Here is a 19150-nt window from a genome sequence, read left to right on the forward strand (position 1 = left end):
GAGACTTGAGAATGTATCATTAAGCGAGCCATACTGGAAACAGCATAGACTTACCCTTCTACTTTATCGAGCTCCTTGCCTGCCTCACGGGACAGGTTTAAAGGAATATTTTATTGTCCTTACTATATCACAAAGGCCAGTTCAAAGCAAGTAAAAACATTCAATGTTTGACCTTATAATGAACTAAAATCATACAATTGTGGATAGTGTTCGCATTCTGGATTTTTCGGATGGCAGATAGCACGACCAAAGTAAATCATGGCCTGATGCGCCGCCAACCACTTTTCTGGTGGCAAGACATCCATGACACGTTTTTCAACTTCAAGTGGAGTTGCTGATTTTTTAACAATATCATGGTGTTTGCAAATGCGCTCCACATGGGTATCTACCGCAAAAGCTGGAATTCCAAAGCCCACACTCATGACTACATTAGCTGTTTTACGCCCAACTCCCGCCAAACTTTCTAATTCTTCTCTAGTCTGAGGAACTTGACCATCAAAATCTTCTAATAACTGTTGCGCACATTTTTTAAGAAATTTTGCTTTATTTCGATACAGACCTAAACGAGAAATATGTTTTGCAATTTCACTCTCACTTGCGTCCGCCATGGCTTGAGGCGTAGGGAAGGCTTCAAAAAGAGCTGGTGTCGCCTTGTTTACTGCCGCATCTGTCGTCTGAGCAGACAACATAACTGCAACTAAGAGTTCAAAATGATTGCGAAAATCTAGACTTGGTTTTGCATCTGGAAAAAGAGCTATGATTTCCTCAATGACATGACGGGCACGTTTCTTGGATAAAACCATCTATTCGTCTCCATCAAACAGCCCTTGTAAACCTGCAAAAGGACTACTTTCTTCTTTTTTGACTGCTTGTTGAGCTTGATAATCTTCCTCAGACATAATTTGCCAGTCATTGCCAGAAACAAATCCCTGGCCAGCTTCTTCCTCAGCTGTTAAGACCTTGATTGGAATATTTAACAAGATATTATCTGAAACACTTTCAGCCAGGTCGATTTCACCATTTTCGATAGGTAAAACCAAGTCATCATCAAGAACTTCTTGGTCCAGTTGATTGGTAGCACCTTCCATAAAGACTTCTGTCACTGGATAAGACTCTGCTAACTCAACAGGTTCCATACTACGACTAGAAGCAAGAACGATGGTATAAGACAGTTGGTAATCTAGGAAAAACATACGGTCTTCATACTGAACCTTTCCAACTGCGACAATATCTTTGACATCTAAAATTTCTTGGTTACGCTCACGTAAGTCAGCTGACAAGTCTAGAGTTTGCTCAAAATACAAACCCTCAGGCTGCTTACGAACTTCTTGAATATTTAATTTCATACTTCCTCCATAAAGATTTACTTCCTTGATTATACCATGAAAGGGGGTCAAGTAAAGCCTCTAAACTTTTAAAACATCTTTCTGTATTTTTTGATATATTCATTATGACAAATTTATTTTTTGTGCTATACTATAGGCATCAATACATGAGCAAAGGAGGACGCTCATATGGAAGACAAAGCTCTTTTAACGGAAGCTTATCAACTCGTTTCACAATTAAACCAAACAATACAAAGTTGTAAACAGGGATTGCCAGATGATCTACGCTTACAGCAAAATATAGACGAAATTCTCAGAGCACTTAAAAAAGCTGAGAAAGTAGACAACGCCATCTTAATTGAACTGGAAACTTTTTACCAACGGACTAGTCTTTTGATTGGACTTGGTAGTCTAAAACTAAACGACCAGGCTCGCACTGCTTGGCGAAACTATGATAAGTTTCACTACGATCACGTTAAACATACGTTGACACTCTATGGACCTGTTTTTGGTCTTTAAAAATAGAGGATTTTATGGCTTAATCTTGACAAATTTTCACAAAAAGAGTATGATGATTGCAACAATATTCGGAGGTAAGGGAGACATGAACAACTAAGTCTATCAAATAAAGAACCTTTATTTAGTAGATCTTGTTTCTGTCTCTTTTTTGTGTGCTCTTTTTCTGCTGGATTTTCAGCCCTTTTTAAAGAGTTTTTTTGACATAGGCGATTAGCTCTACTAGATAAAGTAGAGCTTTTTTTATGCAATATGAACATTCTAGAAAGGGCAATAATATGATAAAAATCAATCATCTGACCATTACACAAAACAAAGATTTAAGAGACCTTGTTTCCGATTTAAACATTACCATCCAAGACGGAGAAAAGATCGCTATTATAGGCGAAGAAGGAAATGGAAAATCAATCTTACTTAAAACTTTAATGGGAGAAGCATTACCTGATTTCACTATCAGGGGCGAAATCCAGTCTGACCTTCAGTCCCTGGCCTACATTCCCCAATATCTCCCTGAAGAACTGAAGAAAAAATCTCTACAGGACTACTTCTTTTTAGAGTCTACAGATTTGGACTACAGCATTCTCTATTGCTTGTCTGATGAATTACATTTTGACAGCAGTCGTTTTGCAAGCGACCAAGAAATTGGTAGCCTCTCGGGGGGCGAAGCTTTGAAAATTCAGCTCATCCATGAATTTGCCAAACCCTTTGAGATTTTATTTTTAGATGAACCTTCAAATGACCTGGATATAGAGATGGTTGATTGGCTAAAAAAACAGATTCAAAAGATGAGGCAAACCGTTATTTTCATTTCTCATGATGAAGATTTTCTCTCTCAAACAGCAGACACCATTATCCACTTGCGACTGATAAAGCACCGGAAAGAAGCGGAAACGCTAGTAGAGCATTTAGACTACGATAGCTATAGTGACCAGAGAAAGGCTAATTTTACCAGACAAAGCCAGCAAGCTGCCAATGACCAACGAGTCTATGAAAAAACCATGGAAAAGCATCGTCGAGTCAAGCAAAATGTCGAAACTGCCTTGCGAAATACTAAAAATGATGTTGCTGGGCGACTATTAGCTAAAAAGATGAAAAATGTTCTTTCTCAAGAAAAACGCTACGAAAAAGCAGCTCAGTCCATGACTCAAAAGCCACTTGAAGAGGAACAAATCCAACTTTTCTTTTCAGATATAGAGCCATTAGCGGCTTCAAAAGTCTTAGTTCGACTAGAAAATGAGACTTTATCTATTGGCCAACGAATTCTGTCTCAAGGGCTACAATTAACTGTCCGTGGTCATGATAAAATAGGCATTATCGGTCCCAATGGCGTTGGCAAATCCACTCTTTTAGCAAAGTTACATCAACTACTAAGCAGCAAAAGAGAGATTTCGCTTGGTTTTATGCCACAAGATTACCAAGAAACATTGCAATTGGATCTATCCCCAGTAGAATTTCTCAGCCAAACTGGACACAAGGAGGAAATACAGAAAATCCAATCTCACTTAGCCAGTCTTAATTTCAGCTATCCAGAGATGCACCACCAAATCCACTCCTTATCTGGAGGTCAACAGGGTAAACTCCTTCTTTTGAATTTAGTTCTGCGAAAACCAAACTTTCTCCTTCTGGATGAACCCACACGAAATTTTTCTCCAACTTCTCAACCAGAAATCAGAAAACTCTTTGCCAATTATTCTGGTGGTCTGGTTACTGTTTCGCACGATCGACGTTTCTTAAAAGAAGTCTGTACGAGTATCTATAGTCTGACAGAGCATGGTTTAGAAGTAGTTGATTTACAAGATCTTTAACTTTTGGAAATAAAACATCCAGAGAAAACCTCTGGATGTTTTTTACATATGTTTCAAACGCTCAATCCGTTCTGAAATAGGTGGATGCGTATAAAATAGTTTTTTCAAGAAACCTGGTTTTTGAGGATCATTGATATAAAGCGCACTACTAGCATCATCCACATGATGAGTCATTGGTTGACTATTTTCTAGCTTAAGGAGAGCATTGATCATCCCTTGAGGATTGCGTGTTAATTCCACACTTGAAGCATCCGCTAAAAATTCTCGTTGGCGAGAAATAGCTAATTGCACTAAAGTTGCTGCAAGAGGTGCCAGAACAATTGCTAGGAGAGAAATAACTAACATAATCACTTCAAGTCCTCCATTGTCACGGTCACTATTTCTTCTACTACGGGATGCTCCACCCCACCACATCATACGACCAGCCATACTCGATAAAAGGGTAATGGCACTGGCAAGAGCAACAGCAATGGTAGAGATTCGAATATCTAAGTTGCGAATATGACTAACTTCATGCCCGATTACAGCTTCTAATTCCTCACGATTCATGATCTCTAGAAGTCCTGACGTAGCAGCAACAGCAGCATTTTGAGGATTCGAACCTGTGGCGAAAGCATTCAAACCCGGGTCATCAATTACATAAACTCGTGGCATAGGAATTTGCGCCACCATAGCCATATCCTCAACAACATGATAGAGAACAGGTTCTTCATTCCTGTCAACTTCACGCGCACCATTCATACTCATGACAATCTCTGTAGATTGAAAAATCATGGTCAAGGCATAGATGAAACCGATAATCATGGCTATAGTCACGCCCCCAAATCCTGAGTTCATGAAAAGATATCCAACTGCATAACCTACAATAGCTAACAAAAGAAAGAAAATAATTAATAAAACCCAAGTTTTGCGTTTATTACTAGCGATTTGTTTGTACAGCATCTTAGTCACCTAAACCACTAAAATCAACTCTAGGAACAGCCTTTTCTTCTTCTGGAGTCTGAAGGAAATCTGCTGCCTTGAAGCCAAAGATAGCCGCAACCAGATTACTTGGGAAAGTTTCTAATTTAACATTGTAGTTGCTAACGACACTATTATAAAGTTGGCGAGAATATGATATTTTGTTTTCTGTGTTAGTCAGTTCTTCTTGTAAGTGAGCAAAGTTGCCACTAGCCTTCAAGTCAGGATAGTTCTCTGCAACCGCAAAGATACCAGATATCTGACGAGTCAGTGCATCACTAGCTTTCATGGCTTCTGCAGGTGTAGTTGCTGCAGCTACTTGTCTACGGAGTTCAGTCACCTTTTCAAGAGTAGAACTTTCGTATTTAGCATAACCTTTAACTGTTTCAATTAAGTTTGGTAAGAGATCATTTCGACGCTTCAACTGAACATCGATCTGACTCCAAGCTTCCTTGGTCTGCATACGTCCTCTAACTAGGCTGTTATAACTAATAACCACAAAGAAAACAAGAAGAGTAGAAATTCCAAAAATAATCCAAGACATAGTAGGATTCCTTTCTCATTTAAGATTAGTACCAGTATATCAAATTTCCATATTTTTGTGGTAAAATAAGATGACATAAAAGAAGGATAGAACTATGAAACCAGAAACATTTTACACATTACTTGACCAACAAAATATTATTCTTACTGACCAGCAAAAATTTCAATTTGAGCGCTATTTCGAACTCTTAGTCGAGTGGAACGAAAAAATCAACCTGACTGCAATTACAGAAAAGGAAGAGGTTTATCTTAAGCACTTTTATGATTCTATCGCTCCTATCCTACAAGGGTTGATAGAAAACCAAGAAATTAAGTTACTGGATATTGGCGCTGGTGCAGGTTTCCCAAGTCTCCCTATGAAGATTCTCTACCCTCAGCTAGATGTGACCATCATTGATTCACTCAATAAGCGCATTAACTTCCTTCAGCTTCTGGCTGAGGAGCTTAATCTAGAAGGTGTTCATTTCTACCATGGACGTGCCGAAGACTTTGCCCAAGACAAGCATTTCCGTGCCCAATTCGACATTGTTACAGCTCGTGCAGTTGCTCGCATGCAAGTTCTCTCAGAGTTAACCATTCCCTACCTTAAAGTTGGTGGAAAACTTTTGGCACTTAAGGCCAGTAATGCCCCTGAGGAATTGACAGAAGCAAAAAATGCTCTCAACCTTCTCTTTAGCAAGGTCGAAAACAACCTTAGCTATACACTTCCAAATGGAGACCCCCGCTACATTACCATTGTTGAAAAGAAAAAGGAAACTCCAAACAAATATCCACGTAAGGCTGGCATGCCCAACAAACGACCACTTTAAGCATTTTTAAAAAGATACCTAAAAAATCAGCCTCGCGTCTTTATTTCCTTGCTCTGGAAAAAATGATTTACAAAATCATGCCTCACTTTTTTGTTTCTTGGCTCGGGAAAAATTCGTTTACAAGACGAATTTTTTCTGCTATACTATCTTAAGCAAAGGTTTTTAATGTCATCCCGTGAGGTGACGAAGACGCAGAAATATATGAAATTCTTTAAGAATGAGATAATTCTCTTTTTGAAGAAGTCTTACTCTGAGAGCCTATTGCTGTAAAATAATGGGCTCTTTTTTGATGCCCAAAAAGTGAGGTATTTATGAAACAAGAATCAACTGTTGATTTGTTACTCGACGTTGACCAACGTCCTTCTTTTGGTAAGGGAATCCTACTCAGTTTCCAGCACGTGTTTGCCATGTTTGGTGCAACCATCTTGGTACCATTGATTTTGGGAATGCCTGTATCTGTTGCCCTCTTCGCTTCAGGGGTTGGTACCCTCATCTATATGTTTGCAACAGGTTTTAGAGTTCCTGTTTATCTTGGTTCTTCTTTCGCCTTTATTACAGCCATGTCACTTGCCATGAAAGAAATGGGGGGTGATGTATCTGCTGCTCAGACAGGGGTTATCCTAACTGGTTTTGTTTATGTCCTTGTTGCTGCAAGTGTTCGCTTCGCAGGTACAAAATGGATTGATAAACTCTTGCCTCCAATCATTATTGGTCCTATGATTATCGTTATCGGTCTTGGGCTTGCTGGTTCTGCCGTAACCAATGCTGGTCTTGTAGCTGACGGCAACTGGAAAAATGCTCTTGTAGCTGTGGTTACCTTCCTCATCGCTGCCTTTATCAATACAAAAGGAAAAGGTTTCCTTCGTATCATTCCTTTCCTCTTTGCAATTATTGGTGGATATCTCTTCGCGCTAGCACTTGGCTTAGTTGACTTCACTCCTGTTCTTCAAGCTAACTGGTTTGAAATTCCAGGCTTCTACCTACCATTTAGCACAGGTGGTGCCTTCAAAGAATACAACCTTTACTTCGGTCCAGAGACGATTGCAATCTTACCAATCGCGATCGTAACAATCTCAGAACACATTGGAGACCACACGGTCTTGAGCCAAATCTGTGGCCGTCAATTCTTGAAAGAACCAGGTCTTCACCGTACCCTTCTTGGTGACGGTATCGCAACATCTGTATCTGCCTTCCTTGGTGGTCCTGCTAATACTACCTACGGTGAAAATACAGGGGTGATCGGTATGACTCGTATCGCTTCTGTCTCAGTTATCCGTAACGCAGCCTTTATCGCAATTGCCCTAAGTTTCCTTGGAAAATTCACTGCTTTGATTTCTACAATCCCTAGCGCCGTACTTGGTGGTATGTCAATCCTTCTTTACGGGGTTATCGCCAGCAACGGTTTGAAAGTCTTGATCAAAGAGCGCGTTGACTTTGGACAAATGCGTAACCTTATCATTGCAAGTGCAATGCTCGTGCTTGGACTTGGTGGAGCAATCCTTAAACTTGGTCCAGTTACACTTTCAGGTACTGCCCTATCAGCAATGACAGGTATCCTTTTAAACTTAATCTTGCCATACGAAAATAAAGACTAAAAGCCTTCATAAAAAAATCCACTCAAATGAGTGGATTTTTTGCTTAAGTTCTCCAAGTAATCAAGAGGTACAAGAGACTTGAACCAAACATATCTGCAAGAGCATGCATGAGAAAGAATGGCAGTAAATTCTTGACTACATACTTGTACAAGAAATAATAGAATAGTCCGTAAACAAGACCAATAACCAAGGCCCAGAGTAATCCTTGGTAGGTATGGAAAGAAATCCGTATGATTACCGAGTATACTAGAACCAGCCACTGATGCTTTTCTTTTACTGAAGTCAGTAATCCCAAGAAGAAAAATTCTTCGTAAAAACCATTTAGAAGAGCATAACCAATGGCCATTGGCGTTAAGGCCATGAATTTTCTAATGATTTCCATGGGATCTATAAAAGGAATCAACTGAGGATTAAAATAATTGTACTCACCACTAAGGGTTGTTACAATATCTCCAAAAATACCAACAATAGCAAAGATAAGGGGAACCCAGATGAAAACAGACCAGGAAAAGCGTATAGGAAGTTGTTTAAAATCATAATTTCGAATCAAGAGATAAAGGAAAGTAATCCCTAACATCATCAATTGAAAAGTAAAATTACTAGAATAAGCTGCGCCATCACTTGCTACATTTGTTGTAGTTTCCGCAACACTAGCAAGAGTTGAAGGTGATAAACTCTCCATAAATTGTTGAGTAGAACGGATGATAAACTCTCCAAACATTAAAACAGTAATGATGAAGATGTCGAACCATTTTAAGTATCTTAAAGGTTTAGCTGGATGAATACTTTGTATAAAATTCATATTTCCTCCGTTTAGCTTATTTTTGTAACTTTATTATAAACTTTCAATCTTAAAATTATATAAATTAATGCAGAACATAAAAAAACAACCTCTTTATAAGGTTGTTCTGTCTTTAAATAGACTTATGTTTCTTTTCTAGCGTTAAATCCTTTAAAGAAATAATGGTCACGGCCAGTAAAATCATTGCCATACCAAGAAAATCTACAGGATAAAAAATATCTCCCATAATCATGAAGGCAAAAAACACCGCAGAGATTGGCTCAATCGAGGCCAGAAGACTAGATTTGACTGGTCCAACCATACTGGCTCCCTTGAGAAAAGCTGTGTAAGCAAAAACCGTTCCAATAAGAATAATTCCAGCAAAGGCTAGAAAAATATCAAATGACATAGGAATTCTAGCGCCGATAATTCCAGTAAATGGAACTGCTACCAACCCAGATATGGTCATACCGACACCAATAACCAGAATGCTCCCCCACTTTTGAATGAGCTTAATGGGTACAATGATATAAAGAGCATAGGTTAAAGCAGAAAACAATCCCCAAAAGAGACCTGCTGGTGTCATAGAGAGCTGATCCAACTGACCATGAGTCGCAATTAAAAAGGTTCCACCTATTGCTAAAATCATAGAAAGGATTTCGGCTATAGTAGGTGCTACCCTATCCTTTATACATGTGTAAGCCAAGATTCCAACAGGACAGACATATTGAAGCACCGTCGCTGTACCTGCATTTGTCTCCTGAATAGCCGATAAATAAGCCAATTGATTCAGAAAGAGGCCAAATAAAGAAAATAAGAAGAGAGAAAAGAGACTTGATTTATCTTTTAAAAAAGCTAGAAATTGCTCTTTGGACTTCATATACGATAAAAGAACTAAGAGGAGACCTGCGATTATTAAACGGATATTAGTTAGGACTAGAGCCGATATCCCATGAACCATTAGGTACTGACCACTGGTCCCAGACAAGCCCCAAGCAATACCAGCAATCACTGTAAAAAGAGTTCCTTTAAGAGCTTTTGACATACTTCCTCCCTAGTCTGCTTCACGGATCAAATCCATAATCTGATTACGGTCAATGATCCACTGGGCACGCTGGTCTTTTTCGTAGGTTCTATTGGACAAGAAAATCACAGCTTCCTGCTTCTTACGATTCCACATGATAAAGGTTCCAGTATAGCCTGTATGGTCTAGCCAATCACCTTCAAGATTCCAGGCCAAGGATCGTTCCTTATCACTCAAATCTGAAAAATTCTGGCTTAATCCTGCAGCAAAATCATCCTGTAAATAATGCTCTAGGAAGATTTTCAAATCCTTCACAGTTGAAAACAAGCCTGCACTCCCGGCATGTCTACCTAGTAAACGAGCCTTGGGATCATGCACCACTCCTGCCTTCTGTCCACGAACTGTAGGGACAGCACTGCTAACTGTTCCAAATTGAGTTCCCTTCATCTTCCATGGATCTAAAACTTGCTCTTGTAAAATCTGGTCTAAGTCCTTCTCAAAGTATTTCTCTAAGAGAAAACCGAGTAAGAGAAAGTGCACATCTGAGTAAAGAAAAGCTCTCTTCTCTCGGCGATTCAAATGAAACATGGCTTCTCTTAGTTGGTCCGCTGAGAGCTGATCTCTGTTAGGGATATAAGGATCCAAATCCGTCGCATGCGTTAGCAATTGTCGAATGGTGATGTCTGGATAATCCGCCTCTGGAAGATAGGTCTTTATGGAGTCATCAAGCTCAATCTTGCCTTGCTTCCACAAAGAGGTTAAGACGGTTCCTACGCCAACAACCTTACTCACACTAGCCAAATCATAGACCAAACCCTCACGAGTTTTTTCAGCTGTTTCTGGATTGGCCACTCCCAGGTACCAGTCAGACCAAACACCATCCTGATAATACGCAAAAGAGGCACCAGGATAAATCCCTGCCTCAATTTGTTGCTCTATTTTTTGAATGATTTCTTGTTTCATACTTCTTCAAACCACAATTCAATATTGTTGGTATCCTTGGTTAGGAAAAACTTTTCAGACTTTGGTACAAAGTAGCCTACAGTTTCAAAACGTTGACGAAGATTAGCTAAGTCAAGTGTTTGTACTTGGAATTTCAACATAGACAAGTCCCAAGTTACATTATTGTCAACCAGCAAATCACTACCTTGGGCTTGTTTAAAAGCTAGCCCATTTTCGATTTCCTCTTTTTCAAGGAGGCTTGTCGTCTCTTCAGGCAAGTTAATCTCCACTGAAATATCAAATGCTGTCAAATACTGCAGTTTTTCATCTTTTGAAAAAGCGACTGTTTCATCAACCTTTTTCAAGTCTTTGATATCATCTTCTGCATGGATAAGGACTAGGTCCCCTTCTGGTGAAAGGACTTCAAAAGCATACCCTTTGGTCCCTTTGTATAATTGAGGGATTTTATCCATTCTAGCAAGTAGTGCTTCAATCTCAGATGGATTCTCTACTTTTACAATCAATCTAGCTAATTTTTTGGTCCCTTCAACTTTCCGAGTTCTCATACTTGGTGATTCTTCTAAAACTAATTTCTCAACACCCGATTGATCACCGAGTGATAGGAAAGCTGACTCTTCTAATAAGGGTTTCATACCTAAGGTCTGGATATAAAACAATTCATTTAATCTTCTATTATTTACCTTTAGCGTCGGGATCATACGCACAATTTGATTTACATTCATAAATTCCTCCAACACTTTTTATTTTAAAGGATTTTATTCTATTTTACAAGTTATTCAACTAAAAACTTTAACTATATTAACCCCTTGAATCAGTAACCCCCCTTCATTATCAAAAGGGGGGCTTGGTTTATTTTAGTAAAATTCTTGCTTAGTTCTTCCAAGTAAGTATTGCTTTAAGACCATAGTGATCACTAACTTGTGGACTTTTCTGGCCATCAAAAACTACTTGTAAGTTTTCTACCTCTATATCCTTTGTAGTAAAGACATAATCTATTCTTAGAGGTTCACTGTTACCCTTCCAACCATCAATTTCAGGAGGAACAGTATAGCTACCACTTCTGTCTTTTGCAACTTCAAATGCATCTTGTAAGTCTAGTGGACTGGCAAGAATAGCTTGGTAACCCTCTTGACCTGCAGGATTATTGAAATCACCAGCTAACAAGAGAGTCTTGTTCAATTCTTTCAGAACTGCTTCAAAGCGTGCCCACTCCTCTTGGAAACCTTTATTCCACCAAGAAAGATGCACACTCGCAACTGCAAGCTCTTTGCCTTCCACTACTGTTTCAGCTAATGCAACTCGACGAGTGTGATAATCAGTTGGATCATCTACATCAGAAACCAAAATTTCACGCGCCTCAATTGGTGTTTTAGATAGAATGGCCACACCCTCATGATAACGGTCATAACCGATATGATTATAAGCCCAAGTCCAATAATATTTGTGACCTTTTTCAGCTAGTTTCTCTACCAAAAGACGCACATAATGGTCTTGATGAATGGGTTCTGCTGAAGGTAAAGGATGATATAGCGGACCCGCTTCTACTTGTGTTGAAGTGATTTCTTGGTTGATTTCTTGAAAACAAATCAAATCATAGCTGTTTTCAAGGATATCTTGTAACAAGAGCCGAAATTTTTCTTCAGGTTCTTTTTCCATCCAACTATGAGTATTGAGTGTTAAAAACTTCATACTTTTCTCCTATAAACAAGAGGTTGGAAATAGATTCCAACCCCTAATCGATTACAATTCTACTTTTGCAACTGCTGTTTTAGCTGCAAGAGTTCCTGTTTGTTCTAATGTTACTGATTTAATAGCATCACCATTTGTAAAGACAACTACAGTTGTAGTTTCACGACCTGCTGCTTGAATAGCACCAAGGTCAGCTTTAACTAAGAGATCACCTGCAGCTACTGCTTGCCCTTCTGAAACCTTCACATCGAATGGTTTTCCTTCAAGACTTACTGTGTCCAAACCAATGTGAACAAGAACTTCAAGACCATCTGCAGTCACAAGACCAAGAGCATGTTTAGTTGGAAAGATACTTGATACCGTACCTGAAACTGGAGATACAATGTTTCCATTTGATGGTTCCACTGCAAATCCATCACCCATCATTTTTTGTGAGAAGACAGGGTCCTTAACTTGTTCCAATTCGATAACTTGACCATCAGCAACTGAGTAAACTTCTTCAGTTACACCTTTATAGACTACAGCATCTTTTTGAGCTGCTGCCATTTGACTTGGAAGAGTTTCAGGAATTACTTCACCTGAGTCAAGAAGATCTTGGATATCTGATTTCAAAACGTCTGCTTTAGGTCCGTAGATAGCTTGGACACCTTGTCCTTTCATGACAAGTCCCATAGCTCCTTCTGATTTCCATTGTTCTTCTGTTCCAACTTTTTCAGCGTCTTTTACAGTAACACGAAGACGAGTCATACATGCATCCACATCGACGATGTTCGCACGTCCACCAAGAAGGTTGATGATGTTAACAGCTTGAGAAGCTTCTGCAACTTTTGACTTACCAGTATCTTCAGATTCTGATGAACCTTCGGCATTTTCGTAGTTTCCGTTACGTCCTGGAGTTGCGTAGTTGAATTTTTGAATCATAAAGTTAGCGATGAAGTACATGATAACGCCAAAGAGTACTGTCACCCAGATAAAGTTCACAATATCCATACCAAGACCAGCATTGATAGCTAGTGGAGTACGAGTCAAGAATTCGATTGAACCGAATGAGTGAACACGAAGGTTCACAATATCAGCCATTGCAAAGGCAGCACCTTGAACAAGAGCGTAAACAAGGTAAAGAGGTGTTGCGATGAACATGAACATGTACTCAATTGGTTCAGTTACCCCTGTCAAGAATGTTGCAAGAGCAGTTGCGATCATCATACCTTTGTATTGGTGTTTCTTATCTGGATCAACGTTACGGTAAATCGCAACAATGATACCCATCAAGATACCGAATGAACCGATCATTTGTCCAACTTTGAAACGAGCTGGATGTACTGTATCTAACAAGTGTTGGTATTGAGCCGCGTCAGTACCTTTAAGGTTGACAAGGTCTGTTACCCATGCAAGCCAAAGTGGATCTTGACCAAATACTTGAGTTCCTTTTGCTGCACCAGTTAAGACATCATAAGTACCACCAAGAGCTGTGTAGTTCATTGGGATAGTCAACATGTGGTGAAGTCCAAATGGCAAGAGCAAACGTTCCAAAGTACCATACAAGAACGGTGCTAGAACTGGAGCTGTTTCTTGTGAGTTAGCAATCCAAATACCAAAGTTGTTGATACCTGTTTGTACAACTGGCCAGAAAGCTGAAAGAAGAATTGCAGCGATTGCTGAGCGAAGAATAACTACAAATGGTACAAAACGTTTCCCGTTAAAGAATGAAAGGGCATCAGGAAGTTTACGGAAATTATAGTATTTGTTAAATGCAGTCGCTCCAACAAAACCTGAGATAATCCCTACAAATACCCCCATGTTAAGGGCTGGTGCCTCAAGTACACTAATGAAGTAATCAGCAACCTTGATAGATCCACCAAAGATTGTTGAAACCATAGCATTAGGATCTTTCAACATATCCCCTGATACACCGAAAATTGTACCAGTGATACGGTTAATAAGGATAAATGCAAGACCTGCCGCAAAAGCACCACCAGCACGTTCTTTAGCCCAGCTTCCTCCAATAGCGAGGGCAAACAAAATATGAAGGTTACCGATAACTCCCCAACCAATTTGCTCTAGTACGCCACCAGTAATAACTAGGGGAGCAAGGTTTGGGTCAATCATTGCAAGTGACTTACCGATTGAGATCATCAATCCAGCCGCTGGCATAACAGCGATAACCACCATTAGAGCCTTACCGAATTTCTGCCAAAATTCGAAAGACAAGACATTTTTGAATGTATCTTTCATCATTCAAATCTCCTTTTATATTTATTAGGCAAACGTTTTACGAAAACGTTTGCACTTGTTTGTGACTTAATTATACCACTTTTTATTTTTTTGTAAAGGCTTTTTTTAAAATTTTTTTCTGTCCAATCATTTCAATATCTCTCACTTATTTGCTGACTTTGAGTTTGCGAGTCTTTTCTGATATAATATTAGCTATGAAATCCTATAATACCTTGAATGATTATTATCGAAATTTATTCGGAGAAAAAACTTTCAAAGTTCCTATCGATGCTGGATTTGATTGTCCCAATCGTGATGGTACAGTAGCTCATGGAGGTTGTACTTTCTGTACGGTTTCTGGTTCTGGAGATGCTATCGTTGCGCCTGACGCTCCTATTCGTGAGCAATTTTATAAGGAAATTGACTTTATGCACCGTAAATGGCCAGATGTAAAAAAATATCTAGTCTATTTCCAAAACTTTACTAATACTCATGAAAAGCTCGAAGTGATTCGTCAACGCTATGAACAGGCTATTAATGAACCTGGTGTTGTTGGAATCAATATCGGTACACGACCAGATTGCCTTCCTGATGAGACTATCGAATACTTGGCAGATCTGTCAGAACGAATGCATGTTACTGTAGAGTTAGGTTTACAAACAACCTATGAGGAAACTTCTGAATTGATTAACCGTGCCCACTCCTATAAACTCTACGTGGAAACGGTTAAGCGCTTGAGAAAATATCCCAAGATTGAAATTGTAGCTCATTTGATTAATGGTTTACCAGGTGAAACTCATGACATGATGGTGGAAAATGTTCGTCGTTGTGTGACTGATAATGATATTCAAGGGATTAAACTTCACCTACTTCACCTCATGACGAACACTCGGATGCAACGGGATTACCACGAAGGTCGTTTGCAGCTCATGAGTCAGGATGAATATGTCAAGGTCATCTGCGACCAGCTAGAAATTATTCCCAAACATATCGTCATTCATCGAATTACAGGAGATGCACCTAGAGATATGTTGATTGGTCCTATGTGGAGTCTCAACAAATGGGAAGTTTTAAATAGCATTGAAGCCGAAATGAGACGTCGAGGAAGTGTACAAGGTTGCAAGGCTGTAAAACAGGAGTTTATGAATGAAAAGACCACTTGAAATGGCGCATGATTTTCTTGCCCAAGTCATCACCCCAGAGGATGTTGTTGTGGATGCGACCATGGGAAATGGCCACGATACCTTTTTTCTAGCTAAGTTAGCTAAACAAGTCTATGCTTTCGATATACAGGAACAAGCTCTAGAAAAGACTAGTCAACGTCTACAAGAAGCTGGTTTGACCAATGTTGAATTACTTCTCCAAGGTCATGAAACCGTAGATCAGTTTGTAACTGAGGTGAAAGCAGCCATCTTTAATCTAGGTTATCTGCCTTCTGCAGATAAAAGCATTATCACTCAACCTCAGACAACCCTTGAGGCACTTGAAAAACTCTGTCAGATGCTCGTTAAAGGCGGACGAATAGCCATCATGATTTATTACGGGCATGAAGGCGGAGATATAGAGCGAGATGCTGTCTTAGATTTTGTCAGTCAGTTGCCACAACAAGAATATACCGCTACGATCTATCGTACCCTCAACCAAATCAACAATCCACCATTTTTAGTTATGATTGAAAAATTAGAAAGGTATCGACATGGATAAACAATACCTAAAAGACAAAATTGAATCTCTCCGACACAAATTCGTTGAATCAACCCAACATGAACGGGCAGTTGGTATGTTAGATGAAGCTCATATGAGCAAAAAGATGCTAAAAATCAAGAAAAAAATGATTACACTTGAAATGGAGCGTTGTCAAAAGAAAATCGAGCACAAGGATTGCTCGAAGATTGATCAAAAAATCCAAGAACAAAGGGAACTTTTTGAAGCTTGTCGAAAACAAAAATAAGGAGGTAGAAGATGAATTTACTTTTTTATCTCTTAGTATTTTTACTAGTTCTTATTGTTTCTAGTACAACCAATAAACTACTCCCCTTTTTACCCATGCCCCTGATTCAAATACTTCTGGGGATTGGGATTGGTCTGTGCTTACCGAATAACCAATATCACTTAGACACTGAGTTGTTTCTAGCTTTGGTAATCGGCCCGCTTCTCTTTCGCGAGGCTCAAGAAGCAGATGTAACCTCTATCTTAAAGCACTGGAGAATCGTTCTCTACTTGATTTTCCCAGTTATCTTTATATCAACATTGAGTATGGGAGGCCTTGCCCATGTCCTTTGGATTGGCTTACCATTAGCTGCTTGCGTTGCAGTCGGAGCTGCACTTGGTCCTACAGATCTCGTCGCTTTTGCTTCTCTTTCTGAACGTTTTACTTTTCCAAAACGAATTTCAAATATCTTAAAAGGAGAAGGCCTGTTAAATGACGCTTCTGGGCTAATTGCTTTTCGTGTAGCCCTCATCGCTTGGACAACGGGAACTTTTTCAATCGCTCAAGCAGGAATATCTCTGGCTATCTCTATCGTTGGAGGGCTTGCAGTTGGTCTTATGACGGCTTTAATCAACCGATTCCTCCACTCCTTTCTTCTCAGTGTCCGTGCAACAGATATCGCAAGTGAGCTCTTGCTAGAACTCAGTTTACCACTTCTAACCTTCTTCATCGCTGAAGGAATTCATGTTTCTGGAATTATCGCAGTCGTTGTTGCTGGTATTTTAAAAGCGAGTCGTTTTAAAAAGATAAATCTTCTCGAAGCCCAGGTGGATACTGTGACTGAAACCGTCTGGCACACTGTAACATTTATGCTCAATGGTTCTGTCTTCGTTCTATTGGGTATGGAACTGGAGATGATTGCGGAGCCAATTCTGAAGAGTGCTTTTTACAACAAAGTGCTTCTTCTCGTCACAGTCTTTCTTTTAACCTTCCTACTCTTTGCCATCCGCTTTGTGATGATTTACGGCTTTTACGCTTTTCGGATTAAGAAACTTCATAAAAGCTTAGACAAGTATGTCAAAGATATGCTTCTCCTTACCTTTTCTGGCGTCAAGGGAACTGTATCCATTGCCACTATCCTTTTGATACCGTCTAATCTGGAACAGGAATATCCTCTTCTTCTCTTCCTCGTAGCTGGTGTAACCCTAGTCAGTTTTCTAACTGGATTACTGGTCTTGCCACACCTTTCGGAAGAACAAGAGCCATCTAAGGATCATCTCATGCACATCGCTATCCTAAACGATGTTGCTATGGAGTTAGAAAGAGATCTGGAACATACTAAAAACAAGGTGCCTCTCTATGCTGCGATTGATAATTATCACGGACGGATTGAAAACCTCATCCTCAGCCAGGAAAATAAGGAAATCCAGGAAGACTGGGAAGCTCTCAAACTACTGATTCTCAGTATCGAGAGCGATGGTTTAGAGCAAGCCTATGAAGAAGGCAAAATCGGCGAAAGAGGATATCGTGTCTACCAACGTTATCTGAAAAGCATGGAGAAAAATATTAAACGAAACTTTGCTTCTCGACTAACCTACTACTTCCTTGTTTCTATTCGGATTGTACGTTTTCTCCTACACGAGTTGCTCACATTTGGCAAAACCCTCCGTTCCTTGAAGAACAAAGAAACCCAAAGACTTCTGGCCATTGACTATGACCAGATTGCTGAACTCTACCTAGCCAACACTGAAATCATCATCGAAAGTTTGGAAAACCTCAAAGGGATTTATAAGAGTTCTCTAATTAGCTTTATGCAGGAATCTCGTCTCCGTGAAACCAGTCATATTACGAGTGGTGCCTTTGTGGAACGAGTTATCAATCGTATTAAACCCAATAATATCGACGAAATGTTGAGAGGTTATTATCTCGAACGTAAATGCATCTTTGAGTACGAGAAACAAAAACTCATCTCAGCCCAGTATGCTAAAAAACTACGACAAAATGTAAACAACCTAGAAACTTATTCCCTAAAAGAATCAGCCAACACGCTACCTTACGATATGATGGAATTAGTTCGAAGAAATTAAAGTCTATACCAAACAAGAAAAACTGGAGGTTTGTGAAATGAAAAAGTTGTGGAAACAGCTGAACGATAGACCATTATTAAAAGCTTTTTTACACTACTATCAAGCCTCTGATAGTGAGTTAACCAGCGTCGCTGTTGCCTACTATTGGTTGATTTCAATCTTCCCTTTACTCATGATTGTAGTCAATATCTTACCCTACTTTCAGATTCCTATCTCAAACTTTCTATTAACAATCAAGGAATTTTTACCAGATACAATCTATGAAGTTGTTGCAAAAATTGTCAGAGAAGTTCTGACTCAACCATCAACAGGTTTACTAAGTTTTGCTATCTTATCAGCTCTTTGGACTTTCTCAAAATCCATGGATTTTCTTCAGAAGGCCTTTAATAAAGCCTATGGAGTTGCAAAAAATAGAGGAATTATCTCACACCAACTGATGAGTCTCTTGGTTAGCTTTGGCCTTCAAATTCTCTTTGCCCTTGCCTTATTCCTCAGTATGTTCGGCCATATGTTATTGGACTTGCTTAAAAACTACTGGAAATCCGAGAGTACTCTATTTTCTTATCTACAGGATTTTACAGGTCCTCTGATTTATGCCTTTCTTTTTGCTACCGTGATTATGCTCTATTATTTCCTACCAAATGTTAAAGTAAGTAAGATTCGCTACGTCATACCTGGCAGTCTCTTTGTACTAGTTACGACAATTGCTTTATTAAACATCTTTGCAGCTTATTTCAACAATTATGTCAACTATCTCGTTGACGTCAGATTTTTCAGTTCAATCGTCGTCGTTGTGATGATGTTCTGGTTCATTATCATTGCCAAGATATTAATTATCGGTGCTGTCATCAATGCCAGTGTTCAAAGTTTGAAGGATCCAGACTTTAAAGCAAATCCATAAGTTTTACA

19 protein-coding genes are annotated in these 19150 nt (G+C 39.3%); 9 read left to right on the plus strand and 10 right to left on the minus strand.

Annotation, left to right across the window (positions count from 1 at the left end; translation table 11 throughout):
• Nucleotides 1-173: 173 nt before the first annotated feature.
• Together nth and ACVAMZ_RS06015 are read right to left on the minus strand one after the other, a co-directional pair.
• Entirely contained in the window at nucleotides 174-803 is a 630-nt protein-coding gene (nth, locus tag ACVAMZ_RS06010) for an endonuclease III (protein ID WP_254724336.1), read from the minus strand.
• The gene (locus tag ACVAMZ_RS06015; protein WP_461684321.1) at nucleotides 804-1346 is read right to left on the minus strand and encodes a YceD family protein; all 543 of its coding nucleotides are present in this window, start codon (nucleotides 1344-1346) and stop codon (nucleotides 804-806) included.
• Nucleotides 1347-1514: 168 nt separating this feature from the next.
• On the opposite strand from ACVAMZ_RS06015, the gene ACVAMZ_RS06020 reads away from it, so the two are divergent.
• Nucleotides 1515-1844 carry a helicase BlpT gene (locus ACVAMZ_RS06020; protein WP_195183638.1) on the plus strand — a complete coding sequence of 110 codons (330 nt, stop codon included), beginning with the start codon at nucleotides 1515-1517 and terminating at the stop codon, nucleotides 1842-1844.
• 242 nt (nucleotides 1845-2086) lie between these two features.
• Entirely contained in the window at nucleotides 2087-3646 is a 1560-nt protein-coding gene (locus ACVAMZ_RS06025; protein WP_461684322.1) for an ATP-binding cassette domain-containing protein, read from the plus strand.
• A gap of 42 nt (nucleotides 3647-3688) precedes the next feature.
• Here the strand turns inward: ACVAMZ_RS06025 and htpX are convergent, their stop codons facing one another.
• The gene (gene htpX / locus ACVAMZ_RS06030) at nucleotides 3689-4588 is read right to left on the minus strand and encodes a zinc metalloprotease HtpX (RefSeq protein WP_461684323.1); all 900 of its coding nucleotides are present in this window, start codon (nucleotides 4586-4588) and stop codon (nucleotides 3689-3691) included.
• Nucleotide 4589: 1 nt separating this feature from the next.
• A complete protein-coding gene (locus tag ACVAMZ_RS06035) occupies nucleotides 4590-5150 on the minus strand; it encodes a LemA family protein (protein ID WP_461684324.1) in 561 nt (186 codons plus the stop codon).
• 94 nt (nucleotides 5151-5244) lie between these two features.
• On the opposite strand from ACVAMZ_RS06035, the gene rsmG reads away from it, so the two are divergent.
• A complete protein-coding gene (rsmG, locus tag ACVAMZ_RS06040) occupies nucleotides 5245-5958 on the plus strand; it encodes a 16S rRNA (guanine(527)-N(7))-methyltransferase RsmG (protein ID WP_461684325.1) in 714 nt (237 codons plus the stop codon).
• A gap of 311 nt (nucleotides 5959-6269) precedes the next feature.
• The gene (locus ACVAMZ_RS06045; protein ID WP_461684326.1) at nucleotides 6270-7553 is read left to right on the plus strand and encodes a uracil-xanthine permease family protein; all 1284 of its coding nucleotides are present in this window, start codon (nucleotides 6270-6272) and stop codon (nucleotides 7551-7553) included.
• A gap of 43 nt (nucleotides 7554-7596) precedes the next feature.
• On the opposite strand, the gene ACVAMZ_RS06050 is transcribed toward ACVAMZ_RS06045, so the two are convergent.
• The 6 genes from ACVAMZ_RS06050 to ACVAMZ_RS06075 form a co-directional block, all read right to left on the minus strand.
• Nucleotides 7597-8355: a CPBP family intramembrane glutamic endopeptidase gene (locus ACVAMZ_RS06050; protein WP_461684327.1), complete on the minus strand. Its 759-nt coding sequence runs from the start codon at nucleotides 8353-8355 to the stop codon at nucleotides 7597-7599.
• A 112-nt stretch (nucleotides 8356-8467) separates the two neighbouring features.
• Nucleotides 8468-9379 (minus strand): DMT family transporter, encoded by a 912-nt coding sequence (locus ACVAMZ_RS06055; protein ID WP_461684328.1) that lies wholly within the window; start codon nucleotides 9377-9379, stop codon nucleotides 8468-8470.
• Nucleotides 9380-9388: 9 nt separating this feature from the next.
• Entirely contained in the window at nucleotides 9389-10321 is a 933-nt protein-coding gene (locus tag ACVAMZ_RS06060) for a serine hydrolase domain-containing protein (protein WP_461684329.1), read from the minus strand.
• On the minus strand, nucleotides 10318-11043 hold the full coding sequence (locus ACVAMZ_RS06065; RefSeq protein ID WP_461684330.1) for a CppA N-terminal domain-containing protein: 726 nt from the start codon (nucleotides 11041-11043) through the stop codon (nucleotides 10318-10320). Before ACVAMZ_RS06065 ends, ACVAMZ_RS06060 begins: the two co-directional genes overlap by 4 nt.
• Before the next feature lie 148 nt (nucleotides 11044-11191).
• Nucleotides 11192-12010 (minus strand): endonuclease/exonuclease/phosphatase family protein, encoded by an 819-nt coding sequence (locus ACVAMZ_RS06070; RefSeq protein ID WP_461684331.1) that lies wholly within the window; start codon nucleotides 12008-12010, stop codon nucleotides 11192-11194.
• Between the two features lie 51 nt (nucleotides 12011-12061).
• Nucleotides 12062-14248, minus strand: coding sequence for a PTS transporter subunit IIBC (locus ACVAMZ_RS06075; RefSeq protein WP_461684332.1), 2187 nt, complete (start codon nucleotides 14246-14248; stop codon nucleotides 12062-12064).
• Between the two features lie 191 nt (nucleotides 14249-14439).
• On the opposite strand from ACVAMZ_RS06075, the gene mnmL reads away from it, so the two are divergent.
• The 5 genes from mnmL to ACVAMZ_RS06100 are packed head-to-tail and all read left to right on the plus strand — an operon-like array spanning nucleotide 14440 to nucleotide 19142.
• The gene (gene mnmL, locus ACVAMZ_RS06080; RefSeq protein ID WP_461684333.1) at nucleotides 14440-15387 is read left to right on the plus strand and encodes a tRNA modification radical SAM protein MnmL/YtqA; all 948 of its coding nucleotides are present in this window, start codon (nucleotides 14440-14442) and stop codon (nucleotides 15385-15387) included.
• Complete coding sequence (gene mnmM, locus ACVAMZ_RS06085) at nucleotides 15371-15928, plus strand: tRNA 5-(aminomethyl)-2-thiouridylate-methyltransferase MnmM (RefSeq protein ID WP_461684334.1); 558 nt, start codon at nucleotides 15371-15373, stop codon at nucleotides 15926-15928. The genes mnmL and mnmM overlap by 17 nt, the downstream gene beginning before the upstream one ends.
• Nucleotides 15921-16175, plus strand: coding sequence for a hypothetical protein (locus tag ACVAMZ_RS06090; RefSeq protein WP_461684335.1), 255 nt, complete (start codon nucleotides 15921-15923; stop codon nucleotides 16173-16175). Before mnmM ends, ACVAMZ_RS06090 begins: the two co-directional genes overlap by 8 nt.
• Nucleotides 16176-16186: 11 nt before the next feature.
• A complete protein-coding gene (locus tag ACVAMZ_RS06095) occupies nucleotides 16187-18241 on the plus strand; it encodes a cation:proton antiporter (protein WP_461684336.1) in 2055 nt (684 codons plus the stop codon).
• A gap of 37 nt (nucleotides 18242-18278) precedes the next feature.
• On the plus strand, nucleotides 18279-19142 hold the full coding sequence (locus ACVAMZ_RS06100; RefSeq protein WP_461684337.1) for a YihY/virulence factor BrkB family protein: 864 nt from the start codon (nucleotides 18279-18281) through the stop codon (nucleotides 19140-19142).
• The last annotated feature ends 8 nt before the right edge of the window (nucleotides 19143-19150 follow it).

Source organism: Streptococcus sp. KHUD_017 (assembly GCF_054861245.1).

Excerpts from the sequence above, each read along its gene's own strand:
- nth (WP_254724336.1), bottom strand. The coding sequence starts at position 803 with ATGGTTTTATCCAAGAAACGTGCCCGTCATGTCATTGAGGAAATCATA.
- ACVAMZ_RS06015 (WP_461684321.1), bottom strand. The coding sequence starts at position 1,346 with ATGAAATTAAATATTCAAGAAGTTCGTAAGCAGCCTGAGGGTTTGTAT.
- ACVAMZ_RS06020 (WP_195183638.1), top strand. The coding sequence starts at position 1,515 with ATGGAAGACAAAGCTCTTTTAACGGAAGCTTATCAACTCGTTTCACAA.
- ACVAMZ_RS06025 (WP_461684322.1), top strand. The coding sequence starts at position 2,087 with ATGCAATATGAACATTCTAGAAAGGGCAATAATATGATAAAAATCAAT.
- htpX (WP_461684323.1), bottom strand. The coding sequence starts at position 4,588 with ATGCTGTACAAACAAATCGCTAGTAATAAACGCAAAACTTGGGTTTTA.
- ACVAMZ_RS06035 (WP_461684324.1), bottom strand. The coding sequence starts at position 5,150 with ATGTCTTGGATTATTTTTGGAATTTCTACTCTTCTTGTTTTCTTTGTG.
- rsmG (WP_461684325.1), top strand. The coding sequence starts at position 5,245 with ATGAAACCAGAAACATTTTACACATTACTTGACCAACAAAATATTATT.
- ACVAMZ_RS06045 (WP_461684326.1), top strand. The coding sequence starts at position 6,270 with ATGAAACAAGAATCAACTGTTGATTTGTTACTCGACGTTGACCAACGT.
- ACVAMZ_RS06050 (WP_461684327.1), bottom strand. The coding sequence starts at position 8,355 with ATGAATTTTATACAAAGTATTCATCCAGCTAAACCTTTAAGATACTTA.
- ACVAMZ_RS06055 (WP_461684328.1), bottom strand. The coding sequence starts at position 9,379 with ATGTCAAAAGCTCTTAAAGGAACTCTTTTTACAGTGATTGCTGGTATT.
- ACVAMZ_RS06060 (WP_461684329.1), bottom strand. The coding sequence starts at position 10,321 with ATGAAACAAGAAATCATTCAAAAAATAGAGCAACAAATTGAGGCAGGG.
- ACVAMZ_RS06065 (WP_461684330.1), bottom strand. The coding sequence starts at position 11,043 with ATGAATGTAAATCAAATTGTGCGTATGATCCCGACGCTAAAGGTAAAT.
- ACVAMZ_RS06070 (WP_461684331.1), bottom strand. The coding sequence starts at position 12,010 with ATGAAGTTTTTAACACTCAATACTCATAGTTGGATGGAAAAAGAACCT.
- ACVAMZ_RS06075 (WP_461684332.1), bottom strand. The coding sequence starts at position 14,248 with ATGATGAAAGATACATTCAAAAATGTCTTGTCTTTCGAATTTTGGCAG.
- mnmL (WP_461684333.1), top strand. The coding sequence starts at position 14,440 with ATGAAATCCTATAATACCTTGAATGATTATTATCGAAATTTATTCGGA.
- mnmM (WP_461684334.1), top strand. The coding sequence starts at position 15,371 with ATGAAAAGACCACTTGAAATGGCGCATGATTTTCTTGCCCAAGTCATC.
- ACVAMZ_RS06090 (WP_461684335.1), top strand. The coding sequence starts at position 15,921 with ATGGATAAACAATACCTAAAAGACAAAATTGAATCTCTCCGACACAAA.
- ACVAMZ_RS06095 (WP_461684336.1), top strand. The coding sequence starts at position 16,187 with ATGAATTTACTTTTTTATCTCTTAGTATTTTTACTAGTTCTTATTGTT.
- ACVAMZ_RS06100 (WP_461684337.1), top strand. The coding sequence starts at position 18,279 with ATGAAAAAGTTGTGGAAACAGCTGAACGATAGACCATTATTAAAAGCT.